Origin of the sequence: Erwinia sp., from assembly GCF_031978025.1 — a bacterium.
Classification (GTDB): Bacteria; Pseudomonadota; Gammaproteobacteria; order Enterobacterales; family Enterobacteriaceae; genus Erwinia.
Map to the genome: position 1 here is coordinate 1 of NZ_DALZCD010000117.1, position 12,704 is coordinate 12,704.

Annotated in this window: 13 protein-coding genes and 1 pseudogene; 9 read left to right on the plus strand and 5 right to left on the minus strand. The window is 51.9% G+C overall.

All coding sequences use genetic code 11. The annotated features are described in order from the left end of the window. The 4 genes from RTK32_RS11145 to RTK32_RS11160 all read left to right on the plus strand — a co-directional run. The coding region (locus RTK32_RS11145; RefSeq protein ID WP_312043916.1) for a fimbrial protein at positions 1-513 on the plus strand (513 nt) is incomplete at its 5' end. A gap of 74 nt (positions 514-587) precedes the next feature. Further along, positions 588-1,139: a fimbrial protein gene (locus RTK32_RS11150; RefSeq protein WP_312043918.1), complete on the plus strand. Its 552-nt coding sequence runs from the start codon at positions 588-590 to the stop codon at positions 1,137-1,139. Then, positions 1,132-1,710 carry a hypothetical protein gene (locus tag RTK32_RS11155; RefSeq protein ID WP_312043920.1) on the plus strand — a complete coding sequence of 193 codons (579 nt, stop codon included), beginning with the start codon at positions 1,132-1,134 and terminating at the stop codon, positions 1,708-1,710. Before RTK32_RS11150 ends, RTK32_RS11155 begins: the two co-directional genes overlap by 8 nt. Before the next feature lie 176 nt (positions 1,711-1,886). Next, complete coding sequence (locus RTK32_RS11160) at positions 1,887-2,714, plus strand: hypothetical protein (RefSeq protein ID WP_312043922.1); 828 nt, start codon at positions 1,887-1,889, stop codon at positions 2,712-2,714. Positions 2,715-3,333: 619 nt separating this feature from the next. Here the strand turns inward: RTK32_RS11160 and RTK32_RS11165 are convergent. Continuing rightward, the gene (locus tag RTK32_RS11165) at positions 3,334-3,903 is read right to left on the minus strand and encodes a hypothetical protein (protein ID WP_312043924.1); all 570 of its coding nucleotides are present in this window, start codon (positions 3,901-3,903) and stop codon (positions 3,334-3,336) included. Between the two features lie 847 nt (positions 3,904-4,750). Between RTK32_RS11165 and RTK32_RS11170 the strand changes: the two genes are divergently transcribed. Further along, a complete protein-coding gene (locus tag RTK32_RS11170) occupies positions 4,751-5,146 on the plus strand; it encodes a NirD/YgiW/YdeI family stress tolerance protein (protein ID WP_312043926.1) in 396 nt (131 codons plus the stop codon). A 42-nt stretch (positions 5,147-5,188) separates the two neighbouring features. Here the strand turns inward: RTK32_RS11170 and RTK32_RS11175 are convergent, their stop codons facing one another. The 3 genes from RTK32_RS11175 to RTK32_RS11185 all read right to left on the minus strand — a co-directional run bounded on the left by RTK32_RS11175 (position 5,189) and on the right by RTK32_RS11185 (position 6,805). Beyond that, positions 5,189-5,683, minus strand: a complete 495-nt coding sequence (locus tag RTK32_RS11175) for a CinA family protein (RefSeq protein WP_312043928.1) — start codon at positions 5,681-5,683, stop codon at positions 5,189-5,191. Between the two features lie 181 nt (positions 5,684-5,864). Then, entirely contained in the window at positions 5,865-6,275 is a 411-nt protein-coding gene (locus RTK32_RS11180; protein ID WP_312043930.1) for an alcohol dehydrogenase catalytic domain-containing protein, read from the minus strand. Positions 6,276-6,451: 176 nt separating this feature from the next. After that, positions 6,452-6,805, minus strand: a complete 354-nt coding sequence (locus RTK32_RS11185; RefSeq protein ID WP_312043932.1) for a hypothetical protein — start codon at positions 6,803-6,805, stop codon at positions 6,452-6,454. Between the two features lie 618 nt (positions 6,806-7,423). Between RTK32_RS11185 and RTK32_RS11190 the strand changes: the two genes are divergently transcribed. After that, positions 7,424-7,600, plus strand: a complete 177-nt coding sequence (locus RTK32_RS11190; protein ID WP_312043934.1) for a general stress protein — start codon at positions 7,424-7,426, stop codon at positions 7,598-7,600. Positions 7,601-7,818: 218 nt separating this feature from the next. After that, positions 7,819-7,998: pseudogene (locus RTK32_RS11195) on the plus strand (hypothetical protein); the annotation flags it as partial. A 157-nt stretch (positions 7,999-8,155) separates the two neighbouring features. On the opposite strand, the gene RTK32_RS11200 reads toward RTK32_RS11195, so the two are convergent. Beyond that, the gene (locus tag RTK32_RS11200) at positions 8,156-10,552 is read right to left on the minus strand and encodes a membrane-bound PQQ-dependent dehydrogenase, glucose/quinate/shikimate family (protein ID WP_312043936.1); all 2,397 of its coding nucleotides are present in this window, start codon (positions 10,550-10,552) and stop codon (positions 8,156-8,158) included. Between the two features lie 564 nt (positions 10,553-11,116). Between RTK32_RS11200 and RTK32_RS11205 the strand changes: the two genes are divergently transcribed. Together RTK32_RS11205 and RTK32_RS11210 are read left to right on the plus strand one after the other, a co-directional pair. Further along, the gene (locus RTK32_RS11205; protein ID WP_312043938.1) at positions 11,117-12,139 is read left to right on the plus strand and encodes a methionine ABC transporter ATP-binding protein; all 1,023 of its coding nucleotides are present in this window, start codon (positions 11,117-11,119) and stop codon (positions 12,137-12,139) included. Beyond that, on the plus strand, positions 12,132-12,704 hold a 573-nt coding region (locus RTK32_RS11210; RefSeq protein ID WP_312043940.1), incomplete at its 3' end, for a methionine ABC transporter permease. The genes RTK32_RS11205 and RTK32_RS11210, both read left to right, overlap by 8 nt.

Genomic DNA, 12,704 nt, shown 5'->3' on the forward strand with positions numbered 1-12,704 from the left:
GCGGCGGCGCTGTTTGCGGCGTCATGGGGTGCACATGCCGGATCAGCGGCGACCATTAACTTCAATGCAACGGTAGTGGCACAGACTTGTACTCCGACCTGGACCTCCGCCGGTCACAATGTCGACTTTAAAAAAGTGTCAGTGAAGGATCTGGCAACGGCGGGTAATGTCGGCTCGTACGAGCGGTTTACCCTGAAGCTCACCGATTGTGCAGACGTGAAAAACGTGGTCGTTACGTCATCAGGAACGGCTGATACAAAAAACGCGAACGCCTTTGCCAATACGGCGCAGAAGGCAGGTGAGCAAGATCCAGCCACTAACGTGGCGTTTATCCTGATGGGTGGCAAAGACCTGACTACCGCTCTGACCCCGGCGGGTGACTCGATTACGTACACAATGGCCAACGGTGCTACTTCTCTGGATATGCCATTCCTGGCTGGGCTGGTGTCGACAGGCACGGCAACAGCGGGGCCAGCAACAGGCAATGCCACATTGAGTATGACTTACGAGTAAGACAGAGGTCCTGGCTCCCCCGGGCGGCCTCTTCTGCCGTGCGGGGGAATTTAGCTACTATCGGGGGTTTAGCTATGTTTTCAGTATTTTCAGTAAAATCAATGCGGGTTGCTTTACTGTGCGGTTCATTACTTTCTGCTTTGCATACGGTGCCTGCGCAGGCCGGTGATACGGCCAACGTAACCGTCATGGCCACCATTGTTAACCGGACCTGCACGCCGGGCTGGTCCGGGGAACAGAAGGTTGATTTTAACACGGTGGATGTTGCAGGTCTGAAGAAGACGGATGTTGCGAAGGAGAAAGATTTTACACTGTCGCTGACAGGCTGCAGCAGCGACGTAACAAAAGTGAAAGTGACTGCAAGGGGTACAGCCAGCGAGGCAGACGGGGCAGCGTTTAAAAACATGGCAACGGAGTTGAAGGCAACTGGCCTCGATATTTACCTGAACGGTATCGGTGCGGCGGGGGAGACCCCTCTCGATCCCGGTGGCACCAGAAATGTCGAATATACAGTCTCCAATGGTGCGGCAGACCTGAAGTTCAAATTCTTCCTGACGGTCAATGGTGAGCATATTACAAATGGTAAAGTCAGTGTCCCGATTACGCTGAAAATGGATTATGAGTAACATTTCCATGCGCGACTCACCAAAAAACAGAGGAGGATGCTGCTTTCTCAGGCTGTCTTTAGCCGGTTTGGTCATATTACCCCTGACGGGTATGGCGTATGGCGCTGACACAGGCAAAGGCGGTGATTCGGCGGGCATTAATGTTACCGCCCGGATAGTCACCTGTCTGCCTGTTATTACGACGACGGATTACAGTGTCACTGTCACCCCCGCATATGGTGAAGAAGAGAACGCGGCGACGAGTGGAAAGGCTTATTTTCCGGCTCAGGTGGCAATTATCGACAACTCGAAGTGTGACTATGACGTCGACATCACAGGAAAAACCCCGACAGACCTGATAAGCAGCCCCAATGTGGTTCTTGAAAACATTAACGCACGCATTTCGCTGGTTCAGGATTCAGGACACATTGGCGACCAGTGGACGATGAACGGGGCCAATAAAACCACGGCAACGGTAAAGGCCGGAACCAGGATGGTGCTGTTCGCGGGGATTAATCCTTTGACCGGTAAGACTGCGTACATAAAAGGCAGCGGGAAGGGGGCGATAACCTTGACCCTGACCCCGCACTGACGGTGACAGCAGTAAAAGAAAGACCATCGTCTGCGGCTGAACAGGCTCGGCGCAGAGGCCTCTCACATTAGGTAGTCTCTGTACGGGTGTGATCGTACGAAGCACGGTGCACAACGTGGGCAGAAGGCATGCTGGCAGCTTGTAGGCAAGTATAACGCCCCTCATATAAAAAATTAATGAGCACCAACACCGAAAAAATGAAAAATTCAAACCATATAAAGAGGCACGCGAGGCTGCGAGGCGCGGTATTGAGCCTGACAATATTACTCGGCTGGAATGTCTCCGCCGCAACGCATGCCATTACCGCGCAAACACCTATACCTGTACAAAATATTTGGGGGGAGACTTCCTTTAATAGAGACTATGTCAAAATCGCAGCTTCCACTTCAAATTTGCCACTCAATGAACACGATGGTGAAGATCATGACATGCAAAACAACACTGCAATAGACGTATGGTGCACGAGCAATAAAAACAGGGTTCACGTAACAGCATGGCAGACGGCAACGGAAGTGGGGAACACGAACAATGTGAATTGCAACGGTACGATTTCTAGTAAAGATGGGAAGGCTCGGGGGGCCTACATTTGGGCGTTTCTTTGCGACAGATCGACATGTCAACGATCAATATTTGACAATAATAAAGCCCCGTGGATAGCTGTGCCAGCCATACAGGAATGCGCGGCGAATGTGTCCGATGTAAACTTTGGAAAGGTGTCGGCAGGGGACACAGTAGAAGGGGAACTGGTCATTGATAAAAGCATGTCAACGAACTCCAGTACTGTCACAATAGGGGGTAAAGACATACAAGCGTTCGGAACCTTGTTCCTCGGGGGCTCTTCTGACGTGACGGTGACGCCTAACGCATCGTATGTAAATATAACAAAACACCAGTGGGTATCGAAAGCTGACGTAGACAACATTCCTCTGACTTTGCAGGTGGGTACCAGGGTGCCGGGGGGAACGCTCCAGTCGGTGTTGACGGCTACCCTGACCTGTGAATAACTATCTTTAAACTGCACGTGTATTTCACGTGCATATTTTTGTCTTCTTCTGGTCTACAGGTCGCTTAGGTGATACCAGTAAATTATTGTTTTTATAAAGTAATTTCGGTTGCAGTCCTGTCAAAATTGGCGGCGAGCGGGAGTTGAATCCTCGTCCGAAATGTCTCTCTCCGCGGTACTACATGCTTAGTTTGTCTTCACATTCGCACGCCAGCTGCGAACAAACACGCGACTAACGTACCAGCCTGAGCGCGACGGGGGAATTCACACGCCGCTTAACGGCATACCGCGCGGCTGCACCCTTAGCCTCATCGTCGGCGGCGCTGCACCACATCGATGGCAACTTCGCCAACATGAATGACGAAGACTTTTTATGTTATATGGGCGCCTTTCTGCTGTTTACCCGGACGCATTTGGTCAGACCAGGACATCTCAATTTAGCGACTACAACGTTAGTGTGCATAAAAAAACAGAGGTTATGGCGAACTCGGGTGGCTGGCAGGTGCACAAAAAAACGCCTAAAGGGCTATTTTTTGTGGATGGCGAAAACGGTATTAACTATTGCACACTGGCTGAGCCTTTGAACTCAGCACTGGCACCAAGAGTAAACTCTACGACCATTAGGTAATTACCTGACCCATGAACAACCTCATCAACCCTCCTTGTTTTCCGTATGCAGGCGCTGCCTGAATTGTATCTCCATGGTAGTAGTTCGCCGGATCTTCATCCGGGGGATTACCGCTCCCGTATTGGATTGTGGCTCCCGGTTTGTAAACTGTAATAGCTGAGTTTCCGCTATTATTATCCAGTGTTATCTGCAAGCGCTGGCCTGATTTAACCGGAAGGTACCAACACTTTTTCGTATTAAGTAGGCTTCCGTTAAATTTGACCACCTTATTTTTACTCAAGTCCAGCTGATGAATGTTGCTACAGCTGACCTCGGCATGGAGCCCGGCTGAGAAACAAACAACAGCAGCTAACGCGAAACGTATTTTGAACATAGTGACCTGGTATAGCTGAATGAAAAAAGAGACGTCAGAATATTGTACGCGGTTTGCTATCGTTTCAGAGGGATAAAAGGTAAAATCAGGCCAGAATCGTTCAGCATCCAGGCTGCCCTCTAAGATACCGTGCCTGATCCATGACCGTCCCGCCCGCACATAGCGTTTCCATAGTGAGGGATGAGCCAAATGACATACCTCTCTGCTGTAGATTGAGGCAACGGGCCAGACAGATAATATTTACCACGCGGCAAGGGTAATATATTCAAAAGCCGCATTATTTTTATCTCCCGGCGCGCCGGCATAGGTGGGTTTAAACTGAAAATTACCTTTCCAATAAAACGATTTCGCCATCACGTCATATGCTCATGCCATTGTTACCTTTTTTATTTGCAAAAAAGACAGATTGGCCCTGATTGCCGGTTCAATTGGTCGGATTCATATAAGCTTTTCTACAGCCAGTCAGAGAAATTATATAATCTGGATAAGAAAAGAATTAATTACAGGTAGAGCCGTTTGGCTTTTATCTTAAACGGAGCGTCCTGGGCCCGTGTTGCTTAAAAGTTATGAGCTCTCTCATGCGGCGCAGTTGCTTCCTGAATCTGAAAGGATAAGGGGAAGGATAATCAGTACTGACAGCATCGCTCGCTGTGTATTAACACCGCTTGGTTGGGAAAATAAAAATCTGTTTTATAAACGCAGACGCTTAAAATAGTTAGCTTATGAGCAAAGAGTCATTCAATTTTATTAAAAGCCATTTCGCAACCATGCTGTCAAATTTTTAATTGCTGATGTTTGCCAGCTGATGTAAAAGAAGGGGATTCAGATGTGCGAAAGGTTGAGAAAGAGCCAATAAGCCGGAAAGGAACATTTCATTTTATCGGCAGGCTGTTGTTTTCGTCCGTATTGATTAAAAGTCATGCAAAGCGGAGGGGTTTCAGGTTTTTTTTTACTTTGTGCCTGAAAATTGGCGTCTTTCTGCCAGGCTTAGAGTATGCAGAACCAAGATCGGACTTTTTAAACGAAAGGAGTGTTTATGAAAAAAGTGCTTACGCTGGCCGCGTTACTTGCCCTAAGCCTGAATGTTATGGCTGAAGATAAAGGCGGTTTCAAAGCGGGAGAGACGCCGCCGCCACCGCACAAACAGGATGCGGGCTATAAAGGGTCGGAAGATACTAACGAAAGTTTGATTAAAACGGTCCGTACGCTGAAGGAAGGTTCGTGGGTGACGATGGAAGGGAATATCGTCAAAAAGGTTTCAGGCAACACTTACACCTTCCAGGATAAATCAGGCAAAATTAATCTGGTTATTCCTGACTCTGCCTGGGGTGGGGAAAAGTATGATGCTAAAGACCTGGTACGGGTTAGCGGCTTTGTAAAACATAAAAATAAACAGACGGAAATCGCTGTAAAACAGATCGGCGATCCGTAACGATCGAAAGGGCGAACCCTCTGGTTCGCCCGGCAAGGCCGTTCAGCGTTGGCTCTTCAACAGTTGAGTAAGATGTTGAAGAGCAAACAGGGCGGCTTTTCGCACTACCTCTTCACAGTCACCAGAAAAATGCTGTTTCAGCGCTTCTACCTCGCCATTTGGTAATCCCCAGCCAAACCATACGGTGCCTGCGGGCGTACCATCCTCGCCGCCGTCCGGCCCGGCATAGCCGGTTACGGCAATACTCGCTTTTTCACCCGACACTTCCTTAGCGCCTGCCGCCATTTCGCGCGCGGTCGCCTCGCTTACCGCCGTATGTTCCTGCAGCGTTTTTTCACTAACGTGCAGCAGGCGATGTTTGGCGCCATCCGTATAGGTGACAAAGCCGCTGGTGAAATAGCTGCTGCTGTCACCAGCCGCGCCCAGTGCAGAGCTGACCAGACCTGACGTACAGGATTCTGCAGCCGCCACATTGACGCCGGCTTCCAGTAACGCTTTGCCGAGTTCTTCGGCGGTACTAAGCAATTCCTTATCCATTGAGACCTCTCTTGCTAATGGCCCCGCGATGACGACGGGGCAGAGTTAATCAGTTTTGCAGCACTCGTCCGGTCTTGATTCAGCCGGGCTGACGCTTGTCAAAAGAACGTGACAACGTCACCTTTTTTGCTCTCACTCGCTTCTGTACAGAACCAGACAACAGGGCAGATATCGCAGACTATCAGCGCCTGTGGGTCGGTAACATTATCGGAATATTAACCAGCATATTGTCGGTATCAGGCTTGCGCGCTTTTCCCGCCTGCCGCTCGTTTACCCGGCCTGTCGACTCGGGCCTGCCAAAAAAGCAGATGCCAGCGGCCGATCCATTCCAGTTAGTACTATTGCACCAGGCAGTATGGCCTTTCCTGCGCGACGGAAAATAGCCGCAGGAAACGGGGGAGCAGACCACCACACGAACGCCAACAGCCACATTGCGAACAGCATCGCCAACAGCGTAGTGGCAAACTTCATTGCCAGGCGCTTCGATCGGCCTCAGGCCTTTGTGACCGGGAAAGACCTCCTTCATTTTACGCAAGGCGCCGCCTAAAAAATGTAAATCTGTGCCGCAGCTGGCAGAAGCCGTCAGGCGCATTACCGCTCCCATAAGCGGGTTACGGCTGGCTCCGGGATGTCAAGAGAGAGATCGCCAACAGCGTGCCAGACAAGGGCTTTCATAGACGCTTCCTTCTTTCTCTGTCGGACCTGAGTGTCAGGCGCCTGCTGAAAAGTATAGATATATTTTTTTGGGAAGAAGGCAATTAGGTGATTTTATCGCTCCGCAATAAGAGACGGCGGCAGAACCCTGCTTTGCCGTTCTGCCGGCAGAACAGCCGGGAGAAGGGGTGGCAAATCGACCTGAAACGTTATCTCAGGCGGGGGTAACGAGAAATCGATGTCGCGATGGCGATGAAACTCTGCCAGCCAAAGGGTATAGATCGCCTGTAAGCTGGCCGGGTTTTCACTGGCGTCCAGCCGGCGAATAAAAAGCCAGCAGGGCGGATCGGTGCGGTCGCGAACGTAGAGTTCAGGCTGGATGCTATTGCCGCCAGGGGTAATACAGACTTCGGAAAACCGTATCTTCGTCCACTTTCCCAGACGGGTCAGAAAATGTTGTTTATCCATGCTTCACCGTACTCTGCACAGTTAAAGGCCGGGTCATGCGGCAGCCGCGCTGCGCGTAGTGAACCAGTGTCATTATTCCCTGAAGCCGTCCGACCCTCGCCGGAAAAGTCATTACTGCCCGCTCTTTACCGGCGTAAGGCCGCTGGCGGTTTATCGAGTTTGTAAAAAAATGTTAATTAAGTCCAGTTTTTTGTGTGGTTATTGACGCCATCAGGAAGGTGGTCGACAGGTCTACAGGCAAATTCACGCATGGATCCTTTTACGCTTAAAAAGGAAAAAATAGTCAGGCGGCAGGGAGTTATAGCGAAGCGGGAGTTTTTAAACCCCCATAAATATTGCTTTATTCATGCCATTTTCGGTCTGATAAGCCCGAAAATAATATATTTTTTTTAAATATGAAAATGAAGGGTGGGCGAGGGTTGTGGTAAAATAACTATAATTATCAGTGGCATATGAAATCATAACTTTTGCTTATTTTTCTTTTGCCGTTTCCTTGCAATTATAAGTGAGGCTGCTAGATTTAAATACGCAGCACGTTCACTCATTTTTAATTCCCCCTGGAATTAAATATTTAAGAAAGAACCATTGAGAAGTATTTAACACGAAGAGGACATTTGTATGACTCAGCATCGTGGTAATTCAAATTCGGGTAATTTCGCAGAAGATCGTGAGAAAGCGTCAGAAGCAGGCAAAAAAGGCGGGCAGAACAGTAGCGGTAGCGGTAATTTTAAAAATGACCGTGAAAAAGCCTCTGAAGCCGGTAAAAAAGGTGGCGAGAAGAGCCGTCGCAGCTAAAGAGTAATGCGCCTGCCACGTGCAGGCTCGCCGCCATCGTACCTTTTGTGCGGTGGCGGCACGAAGTCTCCTCAGGTCTTTCTCCTCCTTACTCTCCCGTCGTCGATAACCCTGTTCTGAATATTCCTCTATACTCGGTAAGAGAAATAACCAGCAGCGCCAGGAAAGCCATAACGTTCTGACGATGCTTGCTCAGAAAAGGAGAGCCCGTGTTAAAAATGATCGCCAGCGTATTTACCAGCCCGGAAAGGCTGCTTAACGTGATGTCCCGCAACGATCTGCAGGAAGCCAAAGATGACGGCGAACGTATTTTGATCGACGAAGACGGTGCCGCTTCGGTTAATTTACAAAGCGGCGAGGTCCATGATGATTTTGCCCGACATGTGGCGATGTTGAGGCATACGCGCAGGACGCCGCCGGACGAAGAAGAGCGCCAAAAGAAGAAGAAGAGCGTGGTGCTGTTGCCGGAAGAAATGCCCTGATCGTCTCTGCTTAATGCCCCTCAGGCAGCGGATCTGAAAGAAACCCCACGCCATGGCGTGGGGTTTTTTATGCTTACTGCTTCGGCAAGGCGTAGGCGACCAGTGCATCACCAGAAGTGGTGCCCAGTCCGCCGTGACCGCCAGCTGCAATCACGACATACTGACGACCGTCTTCACCCGAATAGGTCATCGGCGTGGCCTGACCACCTGCGGGGAGTTTCGCTTTCCACAGCTCCTGGCCCGTCGACTCGTCGAAAGCCCGCAGATAGTTATCCGCCGTGGCGCCCATAAATATCAGGCCGCTGCGCGTAATGATGTTGCCGCCCATCATAAAGATACCGGTTGGCAACGGCGCGTTTGTATGAGTGTTGAAAATATTCATATTACGCGTGGTGCCCGCTGGTCTTTCCCAGGCGATTTTACGGGTAGTCAGATCGATGGCGATCAGCTTGCCCCACGGCGGCGCGCTGCAAGGTGCGCCCAGCGCGGTCAACCAGGGCTTCACCACGGCCGCCCAACCGGTACCATACTGTGGCCCGACGGCAAACTCTTTCGGTTTCGGGTAGGATTGTCCGCTTGCCCATCCCGCCCACGGCTTCATCAGTCCCTGTTTAATCGCCTCGTCATGTTTCATCAACTCCATCGTGAAAGGAATGTAGCTGGTGTTGGCTATCAGTAAATGCCGCTGAGGATCCACTGACGCGCCATACCAGTCCATCACGCCATCAAAGGCCGGATAGGCGATAGAGGTCCCTTCCGCTGGCGGCGTGTACTGGCCCTGATAGCGATAGCGATGGAACTGAATACGGCAGATCAGCTGATCGATTGGCGTCGCGCCCCACATATCCGTTTCTTTCAGGTTCGGCGGGGCGAGGTTCGGCATGCCGACGGGATCGGGCTGCGTGGTGGAAAGATGTTCTCCCGGCAGCGAAGGTGAAGTCGGCACCGGTTTCTCATCAACCTGCGCCAGCGGTTTGCCGTTCCGACGATCCAGCAGGAAAAGCTTGCCCATTTTGGTTGTCTGCACCAGGGCGGGCACGGTCTCGCCATTTTTTCCCGGCAGATCGACCAGCGTTGGGCCAATCGGCACGTCAAAGTCCCAGACATCATGGTGCACGGTCTGGAAATGCCAACGCTCTTCGCCCGTATGGATGTCCAGCGCCACCAGCGAACTGGAATAGGTTTCATCGAAAGATCGACGCTTGCCGCCGTAGTAATCTGGCGTCGCGTTGCCCAATGGAATATAAATCAGGCCCAGCTTCTCGTCTGCCGTATAGGTTCCCCAACCGTTTGGCGTGCCGTGAGTATACTCTTCACCAGGCTTCAGCGGCGCATTTTGCGGCGTTCTACCCAGATCCCAGGCCCAGGAGAGCTGGCCGGTTTTTACATCATAAGCCCGCACCACGCCGGAAGGTTCGCCGGTGGTTTGATTATCATATATCCAACCGCCCAGCACGATGCGGCCTTCCATTACCATCGGCTGCGAGGTAATAAAGTGGAAGCCTGGCGGCACCTGGCCCATATGGTCGGTCAGGCTGACATAGCCTTTGTTGCCAAACGAGGCGCAAGGCTCGCCGGTTTGCGCATTCAGCGCCACCATACGGGCATCGCTGGTGGTGGTAATGATTTTTTCCGGGCAAGTGCTGTCATCCACGGCCTGACTGTAAGCCACGCCGCGGCAGGCAAGGTACTCATTAGCCGAGGTGTCAACTTTAGGGTCGAACCGCCAGCGCTGTTTGCCGCTGGTGGCGTCAAGGGCAATCACCTGGCGATGTGGCGTACAGATAAAGAGCGTGTTGCCAACCTTAATCGGCGTGACCTCAAAGCTGAATTCGCGGCCCGCTTTATCTTCCCCTTTACGCAGGGTATCGCCGGTATGGAACTGCCAGGCGGGCTGGAGCTGGCTGACATTCGCAGGCGTAATCTGCGTCAGCGGAGAAAAACGCTGGCCTGCCCGGGTACGACCGTAATGCTGCCAGTCGTTATTGTCATCTGCACTGGCGATAGGCTGCGCTTCCGGCACCGGCTGATGATGCACAAAGCGAGTCGCCGTTACGTGCCAGCCCGACCAGAAAACCAGTACGATAGCGGCGATATAGACCACGCCTGCCAGCGTGCCCGCACGGCGTTGCGCCTGCATTACGGGTCGGACGATCCACGGCAGACTGCACCAGACGCCCAGCAAGGCGAGGGCAAAGAGGCGCGGCATCAGCTTCCAGCCATCCAGCCCCACTTCATACAGTGACCAGACCACGCAAATCAGAAAAGAGAGCAGGTAAAGCCACAGACCCGCCGGACGTCTTTTAATAATAAAGAGACCGCTCAGGAAGAACCCGGCACCGAAAATCAGATACCAGGGCGTGCCGCCCAGCATCGCCAGCCAGCCGCCCAGCGCCAGGAAAGCCAGCCCGCACAGGCTAACCACTATCCCGGTGAGTGACGGTAAGGTGAACCAAAATTTTTTCTGCATAGGATGTTGTTAAATGAGTAACAGGTAGGGCAAGCATAGGATATGCAAAGATTTGCAAAGATAGCCTTCAGATCCGATCCGACACTTTCGCTTTATTTTTTTATTTTACAATGGCTTACCAGGTAAAGATTATTGTCTCAAAATCTTACGATGACCCTCTGCCGACACAAAGGGCAGACAATAACTTGCCGTTCTGTGTCAATCCTGTACAGAAGCAGGCCGTTTGCCGGGGAAGCGATAGCCATCCGAATGGCAATAACCGACAAATTTCTCCAACACAGATAACATTGCATTCCAGTTAATACTGTTAATATTCAGAGATAAATCGGTTATAAAAGTCTGTACGGTAAAGTCGTGGTAAAAGCGGCAGCGATAAGACGGACAGGCTGGCTATGAACGATATCTTTATGCTTTTTAGCTATATATCATGGAATTTGGGTCTTTGCTGACCCGCGACCAGCCCTACGCTATCCCGTATTATCAGCTTCACCGATAACATCGAAAAATAGTCATTCACTGGACTCAGCCTGCGAGCTGAACAACACGGGATAAAACAGGCGACAAATGATAGTTTTGCGTAATGTTTCCAAAACCTTTCACGCCGCGGCTGGCCCGGTGACGGCGGTTGAAGATGTCAATCTCAACGTCGAACAGGGACAGATTTATGGCATTATTGGCTATAGCGGCGCGGGAAAAAGTACGCTAATCCGCCTGCTGAACGGGCTGGAAAAACCCACTTCCGGCAGCGTCACTGTGTCGGGCAAAGAGATTGCGCAGGCGAAAGGCGAAGCGCTACGCCAGGCGCGCCTGAAAATCAGTATGGTTTTCCAGCATTTTAATCTGCTGTGGTCGCGTACCGTCAGCGAAAATATCGCTTTTTCACTGCAAATTGCCGGCGCGTCAAAAGCTGCTATCAGCAAGCGCGTGCAGGAGCTGATTGAGCTGGTCGGCCTGAAAGGAAAAGAGCACGCCTATCCTGCTCAGCTGAGCGGGGGGCAGAAACAGCGTGTAGGTATCGCCCGCGCGCTGGCAAATAATCCGGAAGTGTTGCTGTGCGATGAGGCGACCTCGGCGCTGGATCCGCAGACGACCGACGCGATTCTCGATTTGCTGTTGGACATTAACCGCAAGCTAAAGCTGACTATCGTGCTGATCACGCACGAAATGCACGTTGTGCGTAAAATCTGTCACCGCGTGGCGGTGATGGAAGCGGGCAGGATTGTGGAAGAAGGCGAAGTGCTGTCGGTGTTCACCCATCCGCAGCAGCCCATCACCCGCCAGTTCGTCAAGCAAACGGCAGAGTACAGCAGCACCAACACGCCGTTCAACCCTGAACTGATCGACCACGCCGCAGGCAGCGTGCTCAAGCTGACGTTTGTCGGCCAAAGTACGCAGCAGCCTGTCGTGGGCGAGCTGACGCTGAAGTACGGCGTGCCTTTTAATATTCTGCACGGCAAGATGACGCAAACCACCAACGGTACCTTCGGCGAACTGTGGTTACAGGCTGCCGCTACCGGCAGCGTGCTGGAGAACATACTGGCCGATTTACACGCCCATGCCATTACGACCGAGGTGGTCCATGACTGAGACGCTTTTTCCCCATCTGAAGCTGGATCAGCTTTGGGCAGCAACCTGTGAAACCCTGTATATGACCTCGCTGTCCGGCCTGGCCACGTTCTTGCTGGGCATCCTGTTCGGCCTGGCGCTGTTTCTGACCGCGCGCGGCGGCCTGTTTCAGAATCGTGCCGTCTATTCAGTGATTTCAGTGCTGGTTAACGTTTTCCGGTCTATTCCGTTCATTATCCTGATTGTTTTACTGATCCCGTTCACCAAAACGCTGATCGGCACCATTTTAGGGGCGGATGCGGCTTTGCCCGCACTGATTGTAGGCGCCGCACCGTTTTACGCTCGCCTGGTGGAAATTGGCCTGCGCGAAGTGGACAAAGGTGTGATTGAGGCTTCCCGCTCAATGGGGGCACGGTTAAGCACGCTTATATTCCGCGTGCTGCTGCCGGAGTCGTCCCCGGCGCTGGTTTCCGGTATGACGGTCACGCTGATTGCGCTGGTAAGCTACAGCGCCATGGCGGGCGTCATCGGTGCCGGCGGGTTGGGCAATCTGGCCTATCTGGAAGGCTTTCAACGCAACCATAGC

Bases quoted from the DNA above. Each gene is read 5' to 3' on its own strand.
- RTK32_RS11150 (WP_312043918.1), top strand. From the start codon at position 588: ATGTTTTCAGTATTTTCAGTAAAATCAATGCGGGTTGCTTTACTGTGC.
- RTK32_RS11155 (WP_312043920.1), top strand. From the start codon at position 1,132: ATGAGTAACATTTCCATGCGCGACTCACCAAAAAACAGAGGAGGATGC.
- RTK32_RS11160 (WP_312043922.1), top strand. From the start codon at position 1,887: ATGAGCACCAACACCGAAAAAATGAAAAATTCAAACCATATAAAGAGG.
- RTK32_RS11170 (WP_312043926.1), top strand. From the start codon at position 4,751: ATGAAAAAAGTGCTTACGCTGGCCGCGTTACTTGCCCTAAGCCTGAAT.
- RTK32_RS11175 (WP_312043928.1), bottom strand. From the start codon at position 5,683: ATGGATAAGGAATTGCTTAGTACCGCCGAAGAACTCGGCAAAGCGTTA.
- RTK32_RS11180 (WP_312043930.1), bottom strand. From the start codon at position 6,275: ATGCGCCTGACGGCTTCTGCCAGCTGCGGCACAGATTTACATTTTTTA.
- RTK32_RS11185 (WP_312043932.1), bottom strand. From the start codon at position 6,805: ATGGATAAACAACATTTTCTGACCCGTCTGGGAAAGTGGACGAAGATA.
- RTK32_RS11190 (WP_312043934.1), top strand. From the start codon at position 7,424: ATGACTCAGCATCGTGGTAATTCAAATTCGGGTAATTTCGCAGAAGAT.
- RTK32_RS11200 (WP_312043936.1), bottom strand. From the start codon at position 10,552: ATGCAGAAAAAATTTTGGTTCACCTTACCGTCACTCACCGGGATAGTG.
- RTK32_RS11205 (WP_312043938.1), top strand. From the start codon at position 11,117: ATGATAGTTTTGCGTAATGTTTCCAAAACCTTTCACGCCGCGGCTGGC.